This is a genomic window from Micromonospora andamanensis (genome assembly GCF_016863495.1).
In the GTDB taxonomy this organism is placed as follows: Bacteria; Actinomycetota; Actinomycetes; order Mycobacteriales; family Micromonosporaceae; genus Micromonospora; species Micromonospora andamanensis.
In genome coordinates, this window is record NZ_BOOZ01000038.1 from 52,729 (window position 1) to 76,223 (window position 23,495).

General features: G+C 71.0%; 22 protein-coding genes. 12 read left to right on the plus strand and 10 right to left on the minus strand.

Going from position 1 to position 23,495, the window contains the following annotated elements; all coding sequences use genetic code 11:
* Positions 1 to 126: 126 nt before the first annotated feature.
* From Van01_RS25125 to Van01_RS25170, 10 genes are read left to right on the plus strand one after another with little or no spacing between them, the layout of a single operon-like run.
* Positions 127 to 918 (plus strand): indole-3-glycerol phosphate synthase TrpC, encoded by a 792-nt coding sequence (locus Van01_RS25125; RefSeq protein WP_204012502.1) that lies wholly within the window; start codon positions 127 to 129, stop codon positions 916 to 918.
* Positions 915 to 2,102, plus strand: coding sequence for a tryptophan synthase subunit beta (gene trpB, locus Van01_RS25130; protein WP_204012504.1), 1,188 nt, complete (start codon positions 915 to 917; stop codon positions 2,100 to 2,102). The genes Van01_RS25125 and trpB overlap by 4 nt, the downstream gene beginning before the upstream one ends.
* Complete coding sequence (trpA, locus tag Van01_RS25135) at positions 2,099 to 2,890, plus strand: tryptophan synthase subunit alpha (protein ID WP_204012505.1); 792 nt, start codon at positions 2,099 to 2,101, stop codon at positions 2,888 to 2,890. Before trpB ends, trpA begins: the two co-directional genes overlap by 4 nt.
* A complete protein-coding gene (locus Van01_RS25140) occupies positions 2,887 to 4,044 on the plus strand; it encodes a DegT/DnrJ/EryC1/StrS family aminotransferase (protein WP_204012506.1) in 1,158 nt (385 codons plus the stop codon). Before trpA ends, Van01_RS25140 begins: the two co-directional genes overlap by 4 nt.
* Before the next feature lie 2 nt (positions 4,045 to 4,046).
* A complete protein-coding gene (locus Van01_RS25145) occupies positions 4,047 to 5,165 on the plus strand; it encodes a DegT/DnrJ/EryC1/StrS family aminotransferase (RefSeq protein WP_239099284.1) in 1,119 nt (372 codons plus the stop codon).
* Complete coding sequence (locus tag Van01_RS25150; RefSeq protein WP_204012508.1) at positions 5,162 to 6,025, plus strand: sugar phosphate isomerase/epimerase family protein; 864 nt, start codon at positions 5,162 to 5,164, stop codon at positions 6,023 to 6,025. The genes Van01_RS25145 and Van01_RS25150 overlap by 4 nt, the downstream gene beginning before the upstream one ends.
* Positions 6,022 to 7,308 carry a M20/M25/M40 family metallo-hydrolase gene (locus Van01_RS25155; RefSeq protein WP_239099280.1) on the plus strand — a complete coding sequence of 429 codons (1,287 nt, stop codon included), beginning with the start codon at positions 6,022 to 6,024 and terminating at the stop codon, positions 7,306 to 7,308. The genes Van01_RS25150 and Van01_RS25155 overlap by 4 nt, the downstream gene beginning before the upstream one ends.
* 10 nt (positions 7,309 to 7,318) lie before the next feature.
* Positions 7,319 to 8,428, plus strand: a complete 1,110-nt coding sequence (locus Van01_RS25160) for an Ldh family oxidoreductase (RefSeq protein WP_204012510.1) — start codon at positions 7,319 to 7,321, stop codon at positions 8,426 to 8,428.
* Entirely contained in the window at positions 8,425 to 9,747 is a 1,323-nt protein-coding gene (locus tag Van01_RS25165) for a Gfo/Idh/MocA family protein (protein WP_204012513.1), read from the plus strand. The genes Van01_RS25160 and Van01_RS25165 overlap by 4 nt, the downstream gene beginning before the upstream one ends.
* Positions 9,744 to 10,418 (plus strand): B3/B4 domain-containing protein, encoded by a 675-nt coding sequence (locus tag Van01_RS25170; protein WP_204012516.1) that lies wholly within the window; start codon positions 9,744 to 9,746, stop codon positions 10,416 to 10,418. Before Van01_RS25165 ends, Van01_RS25170 begins: the two co-directional genes overlap by 4 nt.
* Here the strand turns inward: Van01_RS25170 and Van01_RS25175 are convergent.
* The 9 genes from Van01_RS25175 to rapZ all read right to left on the minus strand — a co-directional run bounded on the left by Van01_RS25175 (position 10,383) and on the right by rapZ (position 18,390).
* Positions 10,383 to 11,336, minus strand: a complete 954-nt coding sequence (locus Van01_RS25175) for a DMT family transporter (RefSeq protein WP_204012518.1) — start codon at positions 11,334 to 11,336, stop codon at positions 10,383 to 10,385. The two genes, Van01_RS25170 and Van01_RS25175, sit on opposite strands and share 36 nt — an antisense overlap.
* A 67-nt stretch (positions 11,337 to 11,403) precedes the next feature.
* Complete coding sequence (locus Van01_RS25180; protein ID WP_204012521.1) at positions 11,404 to 11,748, minus strand: RNA polymerase-binding protein RbpA; 345 nt, start codon at positions 11,746 to 11,748, stop codon at positions 11,404 to 11,406.
* A 138-nt stretch (positions 11,749 to 11,886) separates the two neighbouring features.
* A complete protein-coding gene (gene secG, locus Van01_RS25185) occupies positions 11,887 to 12,147 on the minus strand; it encodes a preprotein translocase subunit SecG (protein ID WP_099844816.1) in 261 nt (86 codons plus the stop codon).
* Positions 12,148 to 12,242: 95 nt separating this feature from the next.
* The gene (gene tpiA / locus Van01_RS25190) at positions 12,243 to 13,034 is read right to left on the minus strand and encodes a triose-phosphate isomerase (protein WP_204012523.1); all 792 of its coding nucleotides are present in this window, start codon (positions 13,032 to 13,034) and stop codon (positions 12,243 to 12,245) included.
* Positions 13,034 to 14,233 carry a phosphoglycerate kinase gene (locus tag Van01_RS25195; protein ID WP_204012525.1) on the minus strand — a complete coding sequence of 400 codons (1,200 nt, stop codon included), beginning with the start codon at positions 14,231 to 14,233 and terminating at the stop codon, positions 13,034 to 13,036. The genes tpiA and Van01_RS25195 overlap by 1 nt, the downstream gene beginning before the upstream one ends.
* A gap of 52 nt (positions 14,234 to 14,285) precedes the next feature.
* Positions 14,286 to 15,290: a type I glyceraldehyde-3-phosphate dehydrogenase gene (gene gap, locus Van01_RS25200; protein WP_204012527.1), complete on the minus strand. Its 1,005-nt coding sequence runs from the start codon at positions 15,288 to 15,290 to the stop codon at positions 14,286 to 14,288.
* A gap of 248 nt (positions 15,291 to 15,538) precedes the next feature.
* Positions 15,539 to 16,519 carry a DNA-binding protein WhiA gene (gene whiA, locus Van01_RS25205; RefSeq protein WP_093401454.1) on the minus strand — a complete coding sequence of 327 codons (981 nt, stop codon included), beginning with the start codon at positions 16,517 to 16,519 and terminating at the stop codon, positions 15,539 to 15,541.
* A gap of 54 nt (positions 16,520 to 16,573) precedes the next feature.
* Positions 16,574 to 17,545: a gluconeogenesis factor YvcK family protein gene (locus Van01_RS25210; protein ID WP_204012530.1), complete on the minus strand. Its 972-nt coding sequence runs from the start codon at positions 17,543 to 17,545 to the stop codon at positions 16,574 to 16,576.
* A complete protein-coding gene (rapZ, locus tag Van01_RS25215; RefSeq protein WP_099851059.1) occupies positions 17,542 to 18,390 on the minus strand; it encodes an RNase adapter RapZ in 849 nt (282 codons plus the stop codon). Before rapZ ends, Van01_RS25210 begins: the two co-directional genes overlap by 4 nt.
* Positions 18,391 to 18,655: 265 nt before the next feature.
* On the opposite strand from rapZ, the gene Van01_RS25220 reads away from it, so the two are divergent.
* Together Van01_RS25220 and recQ are read left to right on the plus strand one after the other, a co-directional pair.
* The gene (locus tag Van01_RS25220) at positions 18,656 to 19,309 is read left to right on the plus strand and encodes a hypothetical protein (RefSeq protein ID WP_204012533.1); all 654 of its coding nucleotides are present in this window, start codon (positions 18,656 to 18,658) and stop codon (positions 19,307 to 19,309) included.
* 109 nt (positions 19,310 to 19,418) lie between these two features.
* Positions 19,419 to 21,254 carry a DNA helicase RecQ gene (gene recQ / locus Van01_RS25225; RefSeq protein WP_204012535.1) on the plus strand — a complete coding sequence of 612 codons (1,836 nt, stop codon included), beginning with the start codon at positions 19,419 to 19,421 and terminating at the stop codon, positions 21,252 to 21,254.
* A gap of 86 nt (positions 21,255 to 21,340) precedes the next feature.
* Here the strand turns inward: recQ and uvrC are convergent, their stop codons facing one another.
* Positions 21,341 to 23,326: an excinuclease ABC subunit UvrC gene (uvrC, locus tag Van01_RS25230; protein ID WP_204012537.1), complete on the minus strand. Its 1,986-nt coding sequence runs from the start codon at positions 23,324 to 23,326 to the stop codon at positions 21,341 to 21,343.
* Positions 23,327 to 23,495 lie beyond the last annotated feature (169 nt).

Here is a 23,495-nt window from a genome sequence, read left to right on the forward strand (position 1 = left end):
GGCCTCCCGCTCCCTGCCCGTGGCACCGGCCGGACTCGACGCACTGCGCGGCGAGCCAACTGCCGTCACCGCCGCCGAACACGACTCGCGATGACGCAGTCACCACTACCCAGCAAGGAGTTCCGCATGCATCTCGACGACATCGTCGCCGCGAAGCGGTCGGCCTGGACAGGTGCGCGAGCGCCGGTGTCGAAGACGGGCGGGCGTGCCACGCCCGCCCGTCCCGGCACGTTCGCCGCCGCCCTGAGCGGTACCGACGTGGGCATCATCGCCGAGGTCAAACCGAAGTCGCCGTCCAAGGGCGACCTGCTGCCCCTGACCGAGGCGGTGCCCCTGGCCCGCACGTACGCCGGAGCGGGCGCCGCCGCGGTGTCGGTCCTGGCCGACACCGCCTACTTCGGTGGCTCGCCGGACCTGGTCGCGCAGGTCGCCAACGACCCCGAGGTCACCGTTCCGGTGCTGTTCAAGGACTTCCTGGTCGACGTACGGCAGGTGCAGCTCGCACACGACTGCGGTGCCGACGCGGTGCTGGTCATCGTCCGGGCGGTCGACGACGCCCTGCTCGCCGACCTCCTCGCGGCCGCCGACGATCTCGGAATCGACGCGCTCGTCGAGACGTTCACCGAGGCGGAGGTGGACCGGGCCGTCCGGGCCGGCGCCCGGATCGTCGGCGTGAACAACCGCGACCTGCGCACCTTCGCGGTCGACCTGGACAACTCGACGCGGCTGCGTCGGTTGATCCCGCCCGCCGTGCTGACGGTGAGCGAGAGCGGCCTGCACACCTCGGCCGACCTGGCCCGCATCGGTGCGCACGGCTTTCACGCCGCCCTGATCGGCGAGAGCCTGCTGACCAGTGACGACCCGGCGGACAAGCTCCGTTCGCTGCGCGGTGTCCGGATCGTGCAGGCAGTGCGATGAGCGGGTGGTTCGGCGGGTACGGCGGCCAGTTCGTGGCGGAGACGTTGGTGGCTCCGTTGGAGGAACTGGAGGCGGCGTACCAGAAGGCCCAGGCCAGCGAGGATTTCCTCAGCGAGCTGGACGACCTGTTGAACAGGTTCGTCGGCCGGCCCACCCCGCTTACCAGACTTCGCAGGTTGGGGGTCGAGGCCAACGGCTGCACCCTCTGGCTCAAGCGGGAGGACCTGACCCACACCGGCGCACATAAGATCAACAACGCGATCGGGCAGGCTCTGCTGGCCCGACGCATCGGCAAGCGGCGCATCATCGCCGAGACCGGGGCGGGCCAGCACGGTGTGGCGGTCGCGGCGGCGTGCGCTCATCTCCAGCTCGACGCGACCATCTACATGGGACGCGTCGACGCCGAGCGGCAGGCGCCGAACGTCCAGCGGATGGAGCTGCTGGGGGCCGAAGTGCGTCTGGTCGACAACGGCACGGCGACCCTCAAGGACGCCATCAACGAGGCGATCCGCGACTGGATCGCCCACCCAGACTCCACCCACTACCTGCTCGGCTCGGTGGTCGGGCCACATCCCTTCCCCACGATCGTGCGCGGCTTCCAGTCCGTCATCGGCCGGGAGGCCCGGCAGCAGTTCCTGGACAGCGTCGGCGATCTGCCCGACGCGGTGGTGGCCTGCGTCGGCGGCGGCAGCAACTCGGTCGGGATGTTCAGCGCGTTCCTCGACGACCCGGTACGCCTGATCGGCGTACAGGCGGCCGGTGAGGGGCTGGGTCCGGGCGGCCGGCACGCCGCACCGCTGCTCTACGGCGAGCCCGGCGTCCTGCAAGGTACCCGCACCTACCTCCTTCAGGACGACGACGGGCAGATCCTGCTGACCCACAGCGTGGCACCGGGACTGGACTACCCAGGTGTCGGACCGGAGCACAGCTACTTCAAGGACACCGGCCGGGTCGAGTACCGAACGGCCAGCGACGACCAGGCGCTCGCCACCTTCGCGCTGCTCAGCCGCGCCGAGGGGATCATCCCCGCCCTGGAGTCCGCGCACGCGGTGGCGGGCGGGCTCGAACTGGCTGAGGAACTGCCGCACGGCAGCAACATCCTGGTGAACCTCTCCGGACGCGGCGACAAGGACCTGGTCAGCGCGCTGGCAGCGATACGCGAACGGGATGGAGCAGACAGGTGAGACGACTTGAGCACGCGTTCGCGGACAGCCAGCGCGAAACCGCGCTTGTGGCGTACCTGACCGCCGGCTACCCGAGCCTCGACGAGACCGTCGATCTCGTCGACGCGGCCTGCGCGGCCGGCGCCGACGTCATCGAACTGGGGGCGCCGTTCTCCGACCCGCTCGGCGACGGTCCGGTCATCCAGGCCACCACCCAGCAGGCGTTGCGCGCCGGTGTGACGGTGGCGACGACGCTCGACCTGGTGGCCAAGGTGCGGGCCACCGGCAACGACGTGCCGATCATGTTGATGGGCTACTGCAACCCCTTTCTCCGGTACGGGCTGCCGAAACTCTTCGCCGACGCCGCATCGGCAGGCGCCGACGGCTTCATCGTGCCGGACCTGCCCGCCACCGAGAGCACGGACTGGCTGGTGGAGGCGGAAGGGCACAACCTGGGCCAGGTCTTCTTCGCCGCTCCGGGCAGCAGTCCCGAGCGGCTGCGCCGCACCGCGCGACAATCCCGCGGATTCCTGTACTGCCTCGCCGACAACGGGGTGACAGGTGTCCGGGACCGGCTCGCCGACGGGCTCGACGCCTACCTCGCCCGGGTCCGGGCCGCGGCGACCACGCCCGTCGCGGTGGGCTTCGGCATCTCGCGACCGGAACACGTCGCCGCCCTGCGGGGCAAGGTCGACGGCGTCATCGTCGGCAGCGCGCTGCTCAAGCGAATCGGGGCGGCCACCACCCCGCAGCAGCGGATCGCGGAGACGACCACCCTGATCAGTGAGCTGAAGGAGGCGTGCCGATGAGTGCTCCGACGACGACCTCCACCACCGCGGTGCCGTTCTTCAGCGGCGCGGCGTCGATCCGCCGGGACTGGGCCGGGCTCGCCGCCAGGCTGCGTACGGTCACCGACACCGGACGGTTCACCTTCGGACCGGTGGGCGAGGAACTGGAACAAGCGATCGCGGAGCGTACCGGCGCCCGGCACACGGTAGCGGTGAACAACGGCACCGACGCGCTGATCATCATGCTGCGGGCGGCGGGGATCAGGCCGGGCGACGAGGTGATCGTGCCCGCGTACACCTTCTTCGCCAGCGCCTCCTCGGTGCTGCACGTCGGTGCCAGGCCGGTCCTTGTCGACATCGAGCCCGGCTCCTACGCGTTGGACCCAGAGCAGGTCCGCGCCGCCGTAACGGAGCGGACCCGGGCGATCATGCCGGTGCACCTGTTCACCCAGATGGCGGACATGGTGGCGTTGGGCGAGGTGGCCGACGAGCACGGCCTGCAACTACTTGAGGACAGCGCCGAAGGTATCGGAATGCACATCGACGGCCGGCACGCCGGCCGCTGGGGTCGGGCCGGAGTGCTCTCGTTCTTCCCCACCAAGACGCTCGGCGCGCTGGGCGACGCGGGCATGCTGCTCACCGACGACGAGGACCTCGCCCGCACGGCACGCCAACTGCGCTGCCACGGCCAGCCGAGCGACGGCTCCTACGAGTACCTCGAACTCGGCTACAACAGCCGCTGCGACGAGGTGCAGGCCGCGTTCCTGCTGTGGCGGCTGGAGTCGTTGGACGCGGAAATCGCCAGGCGGGCGGCCGTGGCGGCGCGCTACGACAAACAGCTCGACGAACTCGCGCCGCTGGTCCGTACCCCCTGGCTCGCTCCGGCCGGCAAACAGAGCAACCTCGTCTACTACGTCTACCTGATCGAGTGTGAGCGGCGTGACGAGTTGGTCGCCTACCTGACCTCGCACGGCGTGGGCACCGAGGTGTACTACCCCCGGCCGCTCACCGAGCAGCCCTGCCTGATCACCCGGGCCGGGGTGGACCAGCCCGTACCTGTCGCGAAGGCGGCAAGTCAGCGGGCGGTCGGACTGCCGATGTATCCCGACCTCACCGACGAGCAGGTCGACCGGGTCTGCGATCTGATCCACGAGTTCTATCGGGAGCGACAGTGACCATGGCAGTCCCGTACTTCGACTACCCCACCCGGTACGCCGGGTGGACCGAGGACGTCCTGGACGCGGTCCGGGAGGTCGGCGAGTCGGACGAGTTCATCCTCAAGTCCCGGGTCGCGGCCCTGGAGACGGCCGTGACGCAGCGAACCGGCGCCGCCGAGGCCATCGCGGTCGCCAGCGGCACCGGCGCGTTGACGCTGATCCTCACGGCCATGGACATCGGACCCGGCGACGACGTCGTCACCCCCGCCTTCTCGTTCATCTCCTCGGCCAGCACTGTGGCGCTGCGCGGTGCCCGTCCGGTCTTCGCCGACGTCGACTACGACACGGCGATGCTGACCGTGGCGACCGTCGAGGCCGTCCGCACCACGGCGAGCCGGGCCGTCGTGCCGGCGTACCTCTTCGCGAGCAGCCCCGACATGCCGGCGCTGCGGGCACTTGCCGACCGCCACTCGATGCGCCTGATCGAGGACAGCGCCGTCGCGCTGGGCGGTCAGGTCGCGGGCCGACCCGCCGGCCGCCACGGCGACGCCGGGGTGTACTCCTTCTTCCCCGGCAAACCGCTGGGCGGGATCGGGGACGCCGGCATGATCGTCACCGACGATCCGGAGCTGGCCACCACCTGCCGGATGCTGCGCAACCACGGTCAGGACCTGAAGGTTCGGTTCCTGCACCACCTGGTCGGCTTCAACAGTCGGATGGACGAGGTCACGGCGCTGTTCCTGCTGCGCCGGCTGCCACACCTCGACCAGTTCCTCGCCGAGCGTCGCCGGCTGGCCCGACACTACGGCGAGCTGCTGCGCGAGGCCGCGCCCGTCGTGCTGACGCCCCCCGGGGACCTCACCGGGCAGGCCGTCTACACCTACGTCGTACGCGCGCCACAGCGCGACGACCTCCGCTCGTACCTGGCCGGACGCGGTATCGAGACGAAGGTCTACTATCCCCGGCCGCTGCACCTGCAACCCGCGTTCCGGCACCTCGGCCACGGCCCGGGTGACTTCCCGGTCGCCGAGCGCCTGTCCCGCGAGTGCCTGGCACTGCCGTTGCATCCGGAACTGCCCGCCGGAACCGTCGAGCGGGTCGTCGAGGAGATCGCCGGCTTCTACCGGCAGGGCGCATGACGGCGGTGGGGATCTGGGCCAGCCGGGTCTGCGGCATCGGTGACGAGGCCGCACCGGGCCTGATGAGACAACTCGACGTACACCGCGACCTCGGCATGTCCGGGGTGGAGCTGCGTACGGTCGACGGTCGGGGTCTGCACGAACTCGGCACCGACGAGGTGGCCGACCTGCGTCGGCAGGTCGAGGCCAGCGGTTTGCGGGTACCGGTGCTGGACACCCCGATCGGCAACTGGTCCACCACCGTCGCCACCGACCTCGACACCGAACTGTCGATCCTGAGCCGCACCGCGACAGTCGCGCACGCGCTGAACTGTCGGTGGCTGCGGGTCATGTCGTACCCCAACGACGGCTGGCCGCACGACGCGTGGGCCGCGGAGTCGCTCCGGCGCATGCGGTTGCTGACCGACGAGGCGGGCCGGCTCGGAGTCGTGCTGCTGCACGAGAACTGCCAGGGGTGGGCGGGGGCCTCCGCCGCCAACACGCTGCGCATGCTCGACCACGTCGACAGTCCGCACCTCAGGCTGATCTTCGATGTGGGCAACGGCCTGGCGTACGGCTACCAGGCCGAGGAGTACCTCGCGCAGGTGCTGCCCTGGGTCGAACACGTCCACATCAAGAACGGCCACCGAGACCCGGACGGCCAGGCCCGGTTCACCCTGCCCGACGCCGGCGAGCTGGACCTGGCCGCCTGCATCCGCCGGCTGGAAGCGGCAGGCTACCGGGGCTGGTACAGCCTGGAGCCACACGTGGCACACATTCCGCACCTTCAGGTCTCGGGCGACCCGGAGCAGCTGGAGCAGAGCTACCGGGCCTACGCGACGGGCTTCCGCGACATCGTCGAAGGGGCGGCCCAGCCGTGACAGCCTGCTGGACGCAGACCGACCTGGACTGGTTGCGGCAGTTCATGGCGGTGGACTCGGTGTCGCCGTTGGAGGGCGGACGGATCGCCGCCACCCGGCAGGCGCAGGAGGTGTTCCTCGCCGGTGCCTCCGCGCGCGGCTTCCAGGTCCGCCACTACGGCAGCCCGACCGTGCGGAGCATGACGTCCGGGGAGATCCCGATGCCGGTACGGCGGGCGCTGGCGGCCGCCCCCGACACCTTCCTCGATGCCCAGCCCTCCCTGGTGGTGGCCATGGGAGACCCGGCACCACCGGAGCGACGGCTGGTCATCAACTTTCACGTCGACACCGTCGGCCCGCACGTCGAGCCGCGCCTCGACGGCGACATCCTGCACGGTCGGGGTGCGGTCGATGACAAGGGACCCGGGGTGGCCGCCGCGGTGGGTGTCGCCGCCGCGTTCGCGGCGGATCCCTCGCTGGCCCGACGCATCGAGGTCATGCTCACAAGCGTGCCGGGTGAGGAAGGCGGCGCGATGGGTGTCCTCGGCACCCGGTGGCTGGTGCGGCAGGGCTACACGGGTCGACTGATGCTGTTCGCCGAGCCCACCGGTGGCCGGGTCATGGACGCCTGTACGGCGGCGATGACCCCGCGACTCCGGGTGCTCGGCGAGGGCAGCACTGACGACCATCCCGCCGACGCGCACAACGCCACTGTGGCGCTCGGTTTCCTCGCGGATCATCTGGTCCGCGCCGTCGGCCCCCGGGCCGCCGACCTCGGCGCCAAGCTCTGCGTCGCCGGTCTGCACACCGGAACCGCGCACAACCGGGTGTACGGCGAGGGTGAGTTGCTGCTCAACATCGCCTACCGGGACCAGGCAAGCGCGGAGACGCTTGGGCACGAGCTGGAGCGGGCGGTCGACGAGGCCCGTGACGTCTTCGCCAAGGCACACCTCGGCAACCCGTTCACCGCCCGCCTCGTCGACGACTGGGATCGGGTGGTGCGGTTGGACTGGCTCAAGCGTGGGCTGCCGGTGCTCGACAACCGCGACCCCGAGATGGAAGACCTGCTCGCCGCGGCGGGATTCCCCCGCCACGACGGCCTGGCCGACGGCAGCGCCTTCACCTGTGACGCCATCTGGGCCGGCGGGCCCGGCCGGTACGTCGCGGTGTGCGGACCGGGCCGGCTCGACGACAACGGCGCGCACACCGCAGCCGAGTGGGTACGCGTCGGCGACCTGGCGACCTACGCGAGACAGATCCGCGACCTCGTGGTGCGTTTCGGCGCCCACGTGCCGACACAGTAACGGGAGAGACATGGCCAACAGCGTGACGGTCGAGCACACCCAGCTCACCGCCTTCGTACGGACGGTACTGCTGCGATGTGGACTCGACGAGCCGGCGGCGACGACGGCCACCGAGGTCATCTGCTACGCCGACATCCACGGCTTCACCACCCACGGCACCAACGCGCTGGCCGGGATCTACGCCCCTCGCCTGCGCAGCGGGAGCATCCGACCCGACGCGCAACCCAAGGTCGTGGTCGAGACCGCGACCACGGCCGTCGTCGACGGCGACAACGGCCTGGGAGCCGTCACGATGGTGACCGCCGTCGACCTGGCCGCAGCCAAGGCGCGGGAACTCGGCCTCGGCATGGTGACGGTACGCAACAGCAGCCACTTCGGTAGCGCCGGCTACTACGCCAGCCGGGTCGCCGCCAACGGTCTGATCGGGATCGTCATGTCCAACTGCGGCGCACAGGGTGTCGTCCCGCCGCTGGGCGGCGTGCAGCGGCTGCTCGGCACCAACCCGCTGAGCGCGGCGGTGCCGGTCTCTCACGGTGCGCCGTTCGTCCTGGACATGAGCGCCACAGCCGTGGCCACCGGCAAGATCCGGGCGGCTCAGCGCGAAGGACGGCAGGTCCCCGAGGGCTGGCTGGTGTCCGCCGACGGGTCGACGACCACCGACCCCGACGCGTACTTCGACGGGCACGCCGACGTGGCCTGGCTGGGCGGCACCGCGCAGACCGGTGGCGCCAAGGGGTACGGCCTCGCGCTGCTTGTCGACCTGTTGTGCGGACCGTTGGCCGGAGCCGCGTACGGGCCCCGGCCGCAGGCGCTCACCGAGACCGAACCGGCCGAGGACGTGAACATCGGCCAGGTCGCCCTCGTGATCGACCCCGCGGCGTTCGGCGTCGCGGACGGCTTCAAGACCGAGACCCGCACGCTGTTGGACACGGTGTCGTCGTCGCCCGCCGCACCCGGACAGCGGGTGACCTACCCGGGGGCTCCGGAGGCGGAGCGGGCCGCGGCGTCGTACGCCGAAGGGATCCGGCTCCCGCACCACGTCGCCGTCCAGTTGGTACGGCTCGGTGCCGAACTCGACGTGACAGTCCCGGTCGCGCTGGCCGAGGCGGGACCGGCATGAGGATCGGGGTCATCGGCCTCGGGGTGATCGCTCCGTACTTCCTGCGGGCCATCGAGGACGACGAGCACCTCACTCTGACCGCCGTCTGTGATCGCAACGACGCGAAGCTCGTGGACTTCGCCGACGGCAGCCGTGCCGTCGCGACCTACACCGACCACCGCGAACTCCTCGCCTCGGGTCTGGTCGACGCGGTCGTGCTGACCCTGCCGAACGCGGTGCACGCCGAGGTCGCCGCCGACGCGCTACGCGCCGGGGTGCACGTGTGCTGCGAAAAGCCGATGACCGTGCAGCTGGCGGACGCACACATGCTCATGGCGTTGGCGCGGGAGGCTGGTCGGACGCTGTTCACCGCCTTCCACCGGCGGTACAACCGTAACGTGGCCGCGCTGCGCCTCGGAGTGGGCGATCCGGAGGACATCGAACGTCTGGTGTGCCGCTACTCCGAGCGCATCGAGGAGCACACTGGATCTGAGGCGTGGTACCTCGACCAGGATCTGGGCGGCGGTGGCTGTGTCATCGACAACGGCCCGAACGCGCTGGACGCGGTCCGCACGATCGTCGGCGACCTGGAACTTGTCGACGCCACCATCGGTGACGTCCGTCGTGGGGTGGAGTTCTGCGCCGAACTCCACCTGCGCTCCCTCAGCGGCGTGCCGGTCACCGTCGAACTGGACTGGGCTCTGCCGTCGGGCGAGGTCAAGGACATCACCGTGTACGGCAAGGACGGCTCGGTCCGGTCGGCCGACATGCTTGCCGGATTCCCCGGGTTCAAGTCCTCTCTCGACCACGAATACGCCGCGATCATGGCGGATTTCCGGCACGTGGTGTCGCTCGGTGACGCGTACACCGACGCGGGTCCGGACATCGTCGCTCTCGTCGAGCAGGCGTACGCCATCGCCCGGCGCAAGGAACCACGGCTGCGTACGCCGTCGAAGCGACCGACAATGGCGCGGTTCGTGAAGCTGTTGTTCCACAGGCGCGACGAACGCGGCATGACGATGTCACAGTGGCTGTCGCGGTGCGTCCGACAGGGTGAGATCCACGAGCTGGTGACGACCACGGACCAGCCGAGCCGGCCAGGTGACCGGGTGGACGCTGTCGGTTTCCTCGGGTTCGCCGAGTTCAGTACGGCCACCGTCGTGCAGCGGGGCGACGTGGTGGTCTGCAACGGGCAGCGGATCGGCACCGTCGCCGGTTTCGACGAGTGCCACTGGCCCAACCACTACAACATCCTCATCGACACCGAACGCATCATCACGGCCGAGGACCTAAGCTTGCAGGTCGGCGATTCGCTGCAACTTCTGGAGGCTGTGCGATGACCGCTCAAGCACACCTGCCCATGGCCGAGGTCACCGTCTCCCCGCAGGTCGCGGCAGCATTCCCCGACGTCAGGGTGCTGTGTGTCGAGGCCGAGGTGGGCGGTGGTGACGCCATCGCACGCGAGGTGCAGGAGCGTTGGACGCAGCAGCACGGCCTGTGGCACGGGGTGGCGAAGGCGGAGATCCGCGCACACCAGGCGATCGACGCCTACCGACGCTTCTCCCGGCAGATCGGCGTGGACCCGGACCGCCAGCCGCCGTCGATTCAGGCACTTGTCGAGCGCGGCCTGCGGACGAAACCGCTGGGCAACTGGCCGAAGATCAATTCCACTGTGGACGCGGTGAACGTGACAGCGGTGGCGACGATGGTCGCGCTCGGTGTGTTCGACGCGGAGCGGCTCTCCGGTCCGGTCCGGCTGGCCCTGAGTCAGGGCGGCGAACGCCTGCGACCGATCGGTGCCCAGGAGGACGTGGCGGTGGAGCCGGACCGGCTGATCCTGGCCGACGACGCTCGGGTGCTGTCGCTCTTCGCCCACCGCGACGGCGTACACCAGGCGGTCCGGGCGGACACCCGCCGGGTGTTGCTGCTCGCGTGCGTGGTGGACGGCATCGCCCCCGATCAGGCGGCGGAGGCGCTACGGCAATCCGCCGACCTGCTCAACCTGCGCTGACCGGCGGCTGGCCGGCCGCTGTCCCCCGCGGCCGGCCTCCCCGCCGCCGGGTCGACGCCGGGGCGGGAGCATGCCCAGGCTCACACCCGCCCCGACAAGCACGGCACCGAGCAGGACCTGGAGCGACAGTGTCGTGGTGTCGATCCCGACCGCGATGAGGGTGGCAGCCACCGGGACGAGGCCCGCCAGCAGGCCGGCACGGTCCACTCCCAGCGACCCGACTGCGGCATACCACAGGGCGAACGCCACAGCGGTGACGAAGACCGCGAGGAAGGCGAGCGACAGCACCTCCACGCCTGTGGGCACGGTGGCGACGTCACTTCGCTCGACGAGCAGGGCGGCCAGGGCGAGCATGACACCGGCGAGCGCGCAGGTGTAGGCGCTCACCCGTACCGGCCCGAGCCGGGGCAGCAGCGGGACGGCGAGCAGGGAGAAGAGGCACTCACCGGCCAACGCGCCGAGGGACCACAGCACGCCGGGCAGACTGAAGTGTCCCCCGCCGAGGACGGTACCGACGCCGACCACCACGATCACCGCCGATGTCGCCACGAGCAGCGACGGCCGACGACCCGCCAGCAACGGCCCGATGATGGCGAGCACCAGCGGAGCCGCCCCGACGATGGCACCGAGCACCGGAGGGTCGGTGTGCCGGGCGGCCTGGAGCAGGCACACGTTGAACGCTGCCAGACCTGTTGCGGCGAGCAGGACGAGTCGTGCCCAGTCCGACCTGCCCACCCGGACCCACGGCAACCGGCGCAGCCACAGGTAGCCCAGCAGCAGTAGAGCCGCGGCCGCGTAGCGCCACGCCTGACCGGTCAACACCGGATAGTCGGTGAGCAGCGGGCTGACGGCAGCGGAACTGCCCACGAAGGCCATCGCGAGCGCCCCGCTGATCAACCCCGCACGGTAACTGGTCATAGCCATTGCGTGAGCATAAGACCTCGGCATTCACGTCGATGACCCTCGACGTGCCGGGACGGCGTGATCACCCCCCGCCGCGCCGGTTACGCAGGGCGGCGAGGGCCTCGGCGAGGATCGCCTCCCCCTCGGCATCGGTACGCCGTTCCTTCACGTACGCCAGATGGGTCTTGTACGGCTCCGCCCGGGTCCGGCCCGGCGGATCCTGGGCGTCCTGGCCTGCGGGCAACCCGCAGCGGGGGCAGTCCCAGACGGTCGGGGCCGCCACGTCGGCGACGATCCGGATGTCAGTGCGGTGCCCGTTGCGACACCAGTAGCTGACCGACCGGCACGGGACCGGCTGGTGGCGTTCGGGGGGACGTGGGGGCGCGGACCCGACGCGGGCGCCCCGGATGACGTGGCCGTTCGGCACGGCGCTGACTCCTGTCGTCGGAGGGGACCGCCGTCGGTAGGGGTGGACGGCGGGCGACGCGGTGCAGCGGGTGAAACGGACTGCGCGCGGCCCGTCGGGTGACGGACCGCGCGCAGATTGTACGCCTGTGGGGTCGAATCAGACGCCCGTACCCACCTCAAGCCGGAGCCAGAGACCGAGCCCGATGATGCAGGCGAACCAGACGATGCCCACCAGAACCGTGTAGCGGTCCAGGTTCTTCTCGGCCACCGACGAGCCGGCCAGGCTGGAGCTGACGCCACCGCCGAACATGCTGGACATTCCACCGCCCTTGCCGCGGTGCAGCAGGATGAGCAGCACGAGCAGGAAGCTGGTGATGACCAGCAACACGATCAACGTGTAGGCGAACCAGAGCGGCATGGCGGGGGTCAGTCCTCTCGTTACGATCCTCGCCCGGGCAGATCGGGCACGGCGGCACCGACCGGCGGACGGGCGGAGTCAAGGATAGCGAGCGATCAGCCGGTGATGTGCTCCGGGAACCGGCAGATCTTCGCGAACTCCTCGGCGTCCAGGCTGGCGCCGCCCACCAGGGCACCGTCCACGTCCGGCTGCGCCATGATCGAGGCCACGTTCGACGACTTGACCGAGCCGCCGTAGAGGATCCGCACCCCGTCGGCGGTGGCCTGGTCCACGGTCTCGGCCAGCCGGGCCCGCAGCGCGCCACACACCTCCTGGGCGTCCTCCGGGGTGGCCGTCTTGCCGGTGCCGATCGCCCAGACCGGCTCGTACGCGACAACCACCCGCTGGATCTGCTCCGGGCTGAGCCCCTTGAGGGCCGCGTCGAGCTGGTCGGTGCAGTGCGCCACGTGGGTGCCCTGCTCCCGGATGTCCAGCCCCTCCCCCACGCAGAGGATCGGGGTCAGCCCGTGGGTCAGCGCCGCCTGCACCTTGGCGCCGACGAGCGCGTCGTCCTCGCGGTGGTACTGCCGGCGCTCGGAGTGCCCGACCGCCACGTACGTGCAGCCGAGCTTGGCCAGCATCGCGCCGGAGATCTCCCCGGTGTACGCGCCGGAGGCGTGCGGCGAGAGATCCTGCGCACCGTAGCCGATCAGCAGTTTGTCGCCCTCCACCACGGTCTGCACCGTGCGCAGGTCGGTGAAGGGTGGCAGCACCACCGTCTCCACCTCGGTCAACTGCTTCTCGGTGAGGCTGGCCGCCAGCTTCTGCACCAGCAGGTTCGCCTCGAGGTGGTTGAGGTTCATCTTCCAGTTGCCGGCCATCAGCGGCCGGCGGGGAGCGCTCGCCATCAGTTCTCCAGAGCCGCGATGCCGGGGAGGGTCTTGCCCTCCAGGTACTCCAGGGACGCGCCACCGCCTGTGGAAATGTGCCCGAAGGCCTTCTCGTCCAGACCCAGGGCCCGCACCGCAGCGGCGGAGTCACCACCACCGACCACGCTGAACGCGTCCGCGCCGGCAATCGCCTCGGCCACCCCACGGGTGCCGTGCGCGAACGCGGGCATCTCGAACACGCCCATCGGGCCGTTCCAGAAGATCGTCCGGGCGCCCTTGAGCGCGGCGGCGAAGCCCGCCACCGTCTTCGGCCCGATGTCGAGCCCGACCCGGTGGCTGGGGATGCCGTCGGCCGGCACGGTGTCGTGCGCGGCGTCCGGGGCGAACGCGTCGGCGGCCACCACGTCGACCGGGAGCATGATCTTGCCCTCGGAGCGCTCCAGCAGGTTACGGCAGGTCTCCACCATCTCGGCCTCCAGCAGCGAGGACCCGACCTCGTGGCCCTGGGCCTTGAGGAAGGTGAAGCACATGCCGCCACCGATGAGCAGCCGGTCGACGGTCGGCAGCAGCGCCTCGATCACCGCGAGCTTGTCGGAGACCTTCGACCCGCCGAGCACCACCACGTACGGCCGCTCGGGGTCGCCGGTGAGCTGCGACAGCACCTCCACCTCGCGCAGCACCAACCGGCCGGCGAAGTGCGGCAGCCGCGCGGGCACGTCGTGGACGCTTGCGTGCTTGCGGTGCACCGCGCCGAACGCGTCGTCGACGTACACGTCGCCGAGGGCGGCCAACTGGTCGGCGAAGGCGGCCCGCTCGGCGTCGTCCTTGCTGGTCTCCCCCTTGTTGAAGCGGAGATTCTCCAGCAGCGCCACCTCGCCGTCGGCGAGCGCCGCCACCGTCGCCCGGGCGGACTCACCGACCGTGTCGGTGGCGGCGTGCACCGGCGTGCCGAGCAGCTCACCGAGCCGCCCGGCGACCGGGGCGAGGCTGAACTGCGGGTCCGGCGCACCCTTCGGCCGACCCAGGTGGGAGCAGACGACCACCTTGGCACCGGCCTCGGTCAGCGCACCGAGGGTCGGCAGCACCGCCCGGATCCGGCCGTCGTCACTGATGTCGCCGGTCTGCTTGTCAAGCGGGACGTTCAGGTCGGCGCGCACCAGCACGCGCCGACCCGAGACCCCCTCGGCGAGCAGGTCGTCGAGGTTACGGATGCTCACAGAGCTGATCCTCCGTTCGTGACTGCGGGGCTCGCGAGCTCACTCCTCGCACTCACAGGGACGAACCAACCAGCTTCACCAGGTCGACCAGGCGGTTGGAGTAGCCCCACTCGTTGTCGTACCAGCCGACGACCTTGACCTGGTTGCCGATGACCTTGGTCAGCGGCGCGTCGAAGATGCACGACGCCGGGTCGGTGACGATGTCGGCGGAGACGATCGGGTCCTCGTTGTAGGTCAGGATGCCCCGCAGCGGGCCCTCGGCGGCGGCCTTCAGCGCGGCGTTGACCTCGTCCACCGAGGTCTCCCGACCGACGGTCACGGTGAGGTCGGTGGCGGAGCCGGTCGGGATCGGCACCCGCAGCGCGTACCCGTCGAGCTTGCCCTTGAGGTCCGGCAGCACCAGGCCGATGGCCTTCGCGGCGCCGGTCGAGGTCGGCACGATGTTCAGCGCGGCGGCCCGGGCCCGGCGCAGATCCTTGTGCGGCGCGTCCTGGAGGTTCTGGTCCTGGGTGTACGCGTGGATGGTGGTCATCAGACCCTGCTGGATGCCGAACGTGTCGTGCAGCACCTTCGCCATCGGCGCCAGGCAGTTGGTGGTGCAGGAGGCGTTCGAGATGATGTTGTGGCTGGCCGGGTCGTACTGGCCGTCGTTGACGCCCATCACGACCGTGACGTCCTCGTTCTTCGCCGGAGCGGAGATGATGACCTTCTTGGCCCCGCCGTCGATGTGCGCCTTGGCCTTGGTGGCGTCGGTGAAGAAGCCGGTCGACTCGATGACCACGTCCGCGCCGACGTCGCCCCACGGCAGCGACGCCGGGTCCTTCTCGGCGTACGCCTTGATGGACTTGCCGCCGACGGTGATCTCGTCGGCGGTGGCCTTGACCTCCTGCGGGAGGCGACCCAGGATGCTGTCGTACTTGAGCAGGTGGGCGAGCGTCGCGTTGTCGGTCAGGTCGTTGACGGCCACGACCTCGACGTCAGCGCCGGACGCCAGCACTGCCCGGAAGAAGTTACGGCCGATCCGGCCGAAGCCGTTGATGCCAACCCGGATGGTCACAGGTCCCATCTCCTCGCGTTCTGGTCCGCCGGCGTGGAGACCCTCGGCCGGCGAAGCGGTGTGCGCCGACCGTTGGAGCCGGCCGTTGACGGTTCATCCCGGCCACCCCGCCGCGGTCCGAGGGACCTGACCGCCGTCGAGGCGGTGGGTACGGCGGGAAGCACCGGTGCCGGCCCCCTTGCCGTACGCAGCGACCATATCCGAGCGCGCCGAGCCACGCTGCGCCGGGTGGTCGCCCCACCGTCCTATCAGACCACGAGCATGTCGGGCGTGACGGCCGCTTCGGTATCCGGGATGCCCAGGTCCCGGGCTCGCTTGTCGGCAAGCGCCAGCAACCGGCGGATCCGCCCGGCGATGGCGTCCTTGGTCAACGGCGGGTCGGCAAGCGCGCCCAACTCCTCCAGCGACGCCTGCCGGTGCTCCAGCCGCAGCCGGCCGGCCGAGGTCAGATGCTCTGGCGCGTCGTCGGCGAGGATCTCCAACGCCCTGGTCACCCGGGCCGCGGCGGCGACCGCCGCCCGGGCCGAACGCCGCAGGTTGGCGTCGTCGAAGTTCGCCAGCCGGTTGGCCGTCGCCCGGACCTCGCGCCGGACCCGACGCTCCTCCCAGGCCAGCACGCTGGAGTGGGCACCGATGCGGGTGAGCAGCGCGGCGATCGCGTCCCCGTCCTTGACGACCACCCGGTCGACGCCGCGTACCTCCCGGTTCTTGGCGGTGATGCCGAGCCGCCGCGCCGCGCCGACGAGCGCCAGCGCCGACTCCGGCCCGGGGCAGGTGATCTCCAGGGCGCTGGAGCGCCCCGGCTCGGTCAACGAGCCGTGGGCCATAAACGCCCCCCGCCAGGCGGACACCGCGCAGCAGACGCTCGCGGCCACGACGTGCGGCGGTAGTCCCCGTACCGGCCGGCCACGCACGTCGAGCAGCCCGGTCTGCCGGGCCAGTGCCTCACCGTCCTTCACCACCCGGACGATGAAGTGGCTGCCCTTGCGCAGCCCACCGGAGGCGAGCACATGGATCTCGCTCGGATAGCCGTAGACCTCGGCGATCTCCCGCCGCAGCCGCCGGGCCACCGCGCCGGTGTCGAGTTCGGCCTCCACCACCACCCGCCCGGAGACGATGTGCAGCCCACCGGCGAACCGCAGCAGCGCCGCCATCTCCGCCCGCCGGCAGCAGGGCTTGGGCACGTCGACCCGACTCAGCTCGTCCTTGACCGCAGCCGTCATCGCCATTGTGCGTCCCCTCACGGACCGGTTCCGGCGTGTCGCCGGAGATTACGTACGTGTCTAACGATCGGCGCCCAGTACAGGCACCAGGGCGGCGCCCAGAGCAGCCGGATCATGACGGGGAGTGCCGTCGTCGACCGCGACGGGAGCGAGGACCAGTCGGGCTCCCAGGGATTCTGCCGCACCGTGGACCGGTTCGGGGTCACCCACCGCCTTGGCGTCGGCGAGCACAAAGTCGACTGTCAGCTCCGGCAGGTACCAGCGCAGCGCCGCCAGGTGGTCGGCGACGGAGAGCCCGAGCGTCTCCTTCTCGGCGGCCAGGTTGAGAGTGACGAGTCGTCGCGCCGGGCTGGCCAGGATCGCCGTGGCCAACTGCGGCACCAGCAGATGCGGCAGCACGCTCGTGTACCAACTGCCCGGCCCGAAGATCAGCCAGTCGGCGGTGCCGATCGCGGCGACCGCCTCCGCGCACGCCGCCGGGGCCTGCGGGGTGAGCCGCAGCGACTCGACCCGGCCGGTGGTGACCGCCACCTGGTGCTGTCCGCGTACGGTGCACACCTCGTCGGGACGCCCCGGGTCCGCTCCGCGTACCCGGGCCTCGATGTCGACAGGCTGACGGGACATCGGCAGCACCCGGCCGACCGCACCGAGCATCGCGCCGGCGTGCTCCAGCGCGGCCACCGGGTCGCCGAGTGACTCCATCAGGCCGCAGAGCACCAGGTTGCCGACCGCGTGCCCGGCCAGCCCGTCACCCCGGCCAGCGACCGTCACCTCGGCGAACCGGTGCTGGAACAGCCCCGCGCTGCGTCGGGTGGCGGGATGGTCGCCGGCCAACGCCACGAGTGCCTGCCGCAGGTCGCCGGGAGGCAACCCGCCCCGCTCGGCGCGCAGCCGGCCGCTGGACCCGCCGTCGTCACCGACTGTCACCACAGCCGTGATGTCCAGGTCCAGTTCGGGAGCGCAGCGGCGCAGCGCGCGCAGCGAGGCGGACAGGCCGTGCCCGCCGCCGAACGCCACCACCCGGATCGTCATTCCCGCCCCAGGTCGCGGTGCTGGGCGTTGGCCGCCAGCCCGGAGCGGCGCAGCCGGGCCGCCAACTCCTCGGCGATCGCCACGCTGCGATGCTTGCCACCGGTGCAGCCGACCGCCACGGTCAGGTACCGCTTGCCCTCCCGCTCGAAGCCGGCGGTGGTGGCGTTGACCAGGTCCGCGTACGCGTCGACGAAGGCGTCCGCGCCCTCCTGCCCGAGCACGTACGCGCTCACCGCCTCCTCGCGCCCGGTGTGCTCGCGCAGTTCGGGCACCCAGTACGGGTTGGGCAGGAACCGGGCGTCCATCACGAAGTCGGCGTCCGGTGGCAGGCCGTACTTGAAGCCGAAGGAGATCACGGTCAGCCGCAACCGGCGGGCGTCCTCCCCGCCGAACAGCTCCTCGACCCGGCGGCGCAGCTGGTTCACATTGAGGTGACTGGTGTCGATGATCACGTCGGCCTGGTCGCGGGCCTCCTCCAGCAGACCCCGCTCGACGGCGATGCCGTCGGCGAGCCGGCCGTCGCCCTGCAACGGGTGCGAGCGCCGGACGCTCTCGAACCGGCGGATCAGCACCTCGTCGTCGGCGTCGACGAAGACCACCCGGGGGGCGTAGCCACGCTCCTTCAGCTCCCGGATCGCCTCGGCCAGATCTGTGGAGAAGGCCCGGGAGCGCACGTCCAGCACCATCGCGGTACGCCGGGCCGCCCCACCCGCCTTGACCGCCAGCTCGGCCATGTCCAGCAGCAGGGCCTGCGGCAGGTTGTCGACGACGTAGAAGCCGACGTTCTCCAGCGCCCGGGCCACGGTGCTGCGGCCACCGCCGGACAGGCCGGTGACCACGACCAGTGTGGTGTCCGTCTCGGCGGTCGCCCCGGTCTGCTCACCGGGTACGCCCGCACGGTGACCGGTCGTGTGCGCCTCGCCCACCCGTCAAACCTCCAACCGCGCTGCCCCGGCCGGTCCGGCCGGGCATGGTCAAGCAGCGACTCTAGCTCGCCGGTGTCCGGCTCCGCGGGACGCACCGCCGCGTCACCGCAGGGGCCACCGAAAGCGCCGGCGGTCTGTCGGCTGACTGACGGCGCGCGACGCGCGACGCGGCTATTCTCCGGCCATGGGCAGGCACGGGGCGCGGCTGCGCTGGGTGGTTGCCCTGGTGTCGGTCACGATCGCCGTGCTGGCCACGGTGGACCGCTACGTCGACCGTGAACGCGAATGGGCTCGCGGCGGCGACCAGGTGGCGGTGACCGTCGAGGCGGTGCTGCCGGAGCCGGACGGGGTGACGGGCGCGGTCGCCGCCTTGGGCTGGCCCGAGCCGGTGGACAACGTCATAGGTGACCCCGACCGGCAGTCGGTGGTGTTGCGGCTGCGCTGGTCCGGGCCGCCGCGGAAGGGCTACTACCAGGTCATCCTGCTCGACTCCCGGGTGGAACCCGCCCGGGTGGTGCAGCCCTACGCCGGCTGGGACCGCGACGGCGGCACCGGTTCCAACTGGGCCGGAGCGTACGACGTGCTGGCCGAGCGGTACGCCTGGCTCGCCGACACCGCCACCCGGGAGGAGCCCGAGGGCACGTTCACCACCCCGGACAACGTCGGCGCGGTGGGCACCCGCGCGACCGCCGACGGCAGCCTGATCGCCGTCTTCCGACTGGTGCCCGGCGCCCTGCCGTTGACCGACCCGTCGCGTCTGGTCGTGGCGTTCTGCTACGTCGACCCCGACGGCGACGTCCGCTGGGCCAAACGCGTCCCCGTCCCACCCACCCCGTGAGCACCCACGGCTACGAACTGTGGCACCGCAGGTGGTCGACACGCCGAACCGGCAGCACCGGAACCGCCACGGATCGGACGCCGAGATCAGCCGCTCGTAGAATCCTCGGATGGTCTCCCCCGCCGAGCAGGTGACAGCGACGCTTGAGGTACTGCGGCGGGTCTTCGGGTACGACGCGTTCCGGGGGTTCCAGCGGGAGGTCATCGACCACGTGGTGGCCGGCGGCGACGCGCTGGTGCTGATGCCCACCGGCGGCGGCAAGTCGTTGTGCTACCAGATTCCCGCCCTGGTCCGGGACGGTGTCGCAGTGGTGATCTCGCCGCTGATCGCCCTGATGCAGGACCAGGTCGACGCGTTGACCGCGGTCGGGGTGCGGGCCGGTTTCCTCAACTCCACCCTCGACCCGGACACCCGTCGGCTGGTCGAGGCGGAGTTCGTGGCCGGCGAGATCGACCTGCTCTACCTCGCGCCGGAGGCGCTGGCCAGCCGGGCCACGCTGAGCTTGCTGGACCGGGGGCGGATCAGCCTGTTCGCCATCGACGAGGCGCACTGCGTGTCGCAGTGGGGTCACGACTTCCGGCCGGACTACCTGAACCTGTCGATGCTGCACGAACGCTGGCCGGGCGTACCCCGCATCGCGCTCACCGCCACCGCGACGAGCGCCACCCGGTCCGAGATCGCCACCCGGCTCAGCCTCACCGCGGCGCGGCACTTCGTGGCCAGCTTCGACCGGCCCAACATCCAGTACCGGATCGTGCCGAAGCGGGAACCACGCAAGCAACTGCTCGCCCTGCTGCGCGACGAGCACCCCGGCGATTCCGGCATCGTCTACTGCCTGTCGCGGGCCTCGGTGGAGAAGACAGCCGACTTTCTGGTCGCCAACGGCATCGACGCGCTGCCCTACCACGCTGGTCTCGACGCCGGCACCCGCGCCGCCAACCAGCAGCGCTTCCTGCGCGCCGACGGCGTGGTGATGGTGGCGACGATCGCCTTCGGGATGGGCATCGACAAGCCCGACGTACGGTTCGTCGCCCACCTCGACCTGCCGAAGTCGGTCGAGGGCTACTACCAGGAGACCGGCCGCGCCGGCCGGGACGGGTTGCCGTCGACCGCCTGGCTGGCGTACGGGCTCCAGGACGTGGTGCAGCAACGAAAGATGATCGACACCTCCGAGGGCGACCTGGCGCATCGGCGCAACCTCGCCGCCCACCTCGACGCGATGCTGGCGCTCTGCGAGACGGTCCGCTGCCGCCGCGCGCAACTGCTGGAGTACTTCGGTGAACCGGCCACCGGCGGCTGCGGCAACTGCGACACCTGCCTGGAGCCACCCGAGTCCTGGGACGGCACGGTGGCCGCGCAGAAGCTGCTCTCCACCGTCTTCCGGCTGGACCGCGAGCGCAACCAGCGATTCGGCGCCGGGCACTGCATCGACATCCTGCTCGGCCGCGCCACAGACAAGATCACTCAGCATCGGCACGACTCGTTGACCGTGTTCGGCATCGGCGACGATCTGAGCGAGGCGGAGTGGCGCGGCGTGGTCCGGCAACTGCTCGCCGAGGGGCTGCTCGCCGTGGAGGGCGACTACGGCACGCTGGCGCTGACCGACGCCAGCGGCGAGGTGCTCGGCCGGCGGCGCACCGTGATGCTGCGCCGCGAGGCGGCACGCCCGGCGAAGGCGGCCAAGCCCCGGGGCGCGGCCACAGTGGTCGCCGAGCTGCCGGCGGAGGCGGCCGGCACGTTCGAGCGGCTGCGGGCCTGGCGGGCGGCCACCGCGAAGGAGCAGGGCGTACCCGCGTACGTCATCTTCCACGACGCGACGCTGCGGCAGATCGCGTCCGACGCGCCGTCCTCCCTGGCCGAGCTGTCCCGGATCAGCGGCGTGGGCGAGAACAAGCTGGCCAAGTACGGCGAGCAACTGCTCGGGGTGCTCGCCGACGCCAGCTGAGTGCCACCCTCCCACATCAAGATCTGCGCAACTTCGGGGATGTTGCTGTCCCAGGCGCTGCGGACACCGCAACATCCCCGAAGTTGTCAGCTTGCGGGAGGTTCGGTGGTGGGGGTAGGCGCACCGAGCGCGGCCAGGATCGCCTCGGCGGTCCGGCGGCCGACGCCGGGCACCTCGGTGATCTCCTCCACGGTGGCGGCGGACAGGCGTTTCAGCGAGCCGAAGTGACGCAGCAACGCCTTGCGGCGTACCTCGCCCAGGCCGGGGACACTGTCCAACGCCGAGGTGGTCATCCGCTTGGAGCGGCGCTGCCGGTGGAAGGTGATGGCGAAGCGGTGCGCCTCGTCGCGGACCCGTTGCAGCAGGTAGAGCCCCTCGGAGGCGCGCGGCAGGATGACCGGGAAGTCGTCGTCGGGCAGCCAGACCTCCTCCAGCCGCTTGGCCAGGCCGCACAGCGCCACGTCGTCGATGCCCAGCTCGGCGAGGGCCTGCGCGGCGGCGGCGACCTGCGGCGCGCCGCCGTCGACCACCACCAGCTGCGGTGGGTACGCGAACCTGCGCGGCCGGCCGGTGGTCGGGTCGACGAGCGCGCCGATCCGCGGCTCGTCGCTGCCGTCGGTCGCGCCCAGTTCAGCCGGGAGGGCGTCGGCTTCGACACCCACCTCACCGGTCTCGGCGCGCGCGTCGAGGTAGCGGGCGAAGCGACGGCGCAGCACCTCGGACATCGCCGAGAGGTCGTCGGTGGCCCCCCGGATGATGAACCGGCGGTACTCGCTCTTGCGGGGCAGCCCGTCCTCGAAGACGACCATGCTCGCCACCACGTCGGTGCCCTGGATCTGCGAGATGTCGAAGCACTCGATGCGCAGCGGCGCCGTCCGCAGGCCGAGCGCTTCGGTGATCTCGTCGAGGGCCTTGCTGCGGGTGGTGAGGTCACCGGCCCGCCTGAGTTTGTGCCGGGCCAGGGCGTCCTTCGCGTTGCGTTCGACGGTCTCCATCAGGGCCCGCTTGTCGCCGCGCTGCGGCACCCGCAGGGTCACCCGGCCGCCCCGGTGGGTGGAGAGCCAGTCGGCGAGCGCCTCGGCGTCGGCGGGCAGCTCGGGCACCAGCAGTTCGCGCGGCACGTCGGCCTCGCCGTGCTCGCCGCCGTAGACCTGGGTGCAGAAGTGGTGCACCAGGTCACCTGTGGTCAGCTCCTCGGTCTTCTCCACCACCCAGCCGCGCTGGCCCCGCACCCGGCCACCACGTACGTGGAAAACCTGCACCGCGGCTTCGAGCGGGTCGTCGGCGAAGGCCACCACGTCGGCGTCGGTGCCGTCGCCGAGCACCACCGTCTGCTTCTCCATCGCCCGGCGCAGCGCGGCGATGTCGTCGCGCAGCCGGGCCGCCCGCTCGAACTCCAACTGCTCGCTGGCCTTAACCATCTCGCGTTCCAGTTTGCGGACCATGGTGTCGGTGCGCCCGGCCATGAAGTCGCAGAAGTCGTCGACGATCTCTCGGTGCCGCTCGGCGGAGACGCTGCCGACGCAGGGGGCCGAGCATTTGCCGATGTAGCCCAGCAGGCAGGGCCGGCCGACCTGACCGGCCCGCTTGAACACCCCGGCGGAGCAGGTGCGGGCCGGGAAGACCCGCAGCAGCAGGTCGAGCGTCTCGCGGATCGCCCAGGCGTGCGAGTACGGCCCGAAATACCGCACCCCCTTGCGCTTGGCCCCGCGCATCACCTGGAGCCGGGGATATTCCTCGTCGAGGGTCACCGCCAGGTAGGGGTAGGACTTGTCGTCGCGGTACCGGACGTTGAATCTCGGGTCGTACTGCTTGATCCAGAGGTATTCGAGCTGGAGCGCCTCGACCTCGGTGCCCACGGTGACCCAGTCGACCGACTCGGCCGTGGTGACCATCTGCTGGGTGCGCTGGTGCAGCCCCCACAGGTCGGCGAAGTAGGAGTTGAGCCGACTGCGCAGGTTCTTCGCCTTGCCGACGTAGATCACCCGGCCGGTGCCGTCGTAGAAGCGGTAGACCCCCGGCGCCTCGGGGATCGTGCCCGGCGCGGGCCGGTAGGTCGACGGATCAGCCACACTCCGAGATTAGTCGCCGCCCCCGACAGCCCGAATCATCCCTGGATGGCCGTTCTCACCCTGGCCGAGGCCGCACCCCGTCACCCCGATCGACGCCTTCCAATATCGGGCACTGCGGCCTACCATCCAGTAACCGAATGTTCTTCATGTAATGATCCCGCCCGATCCC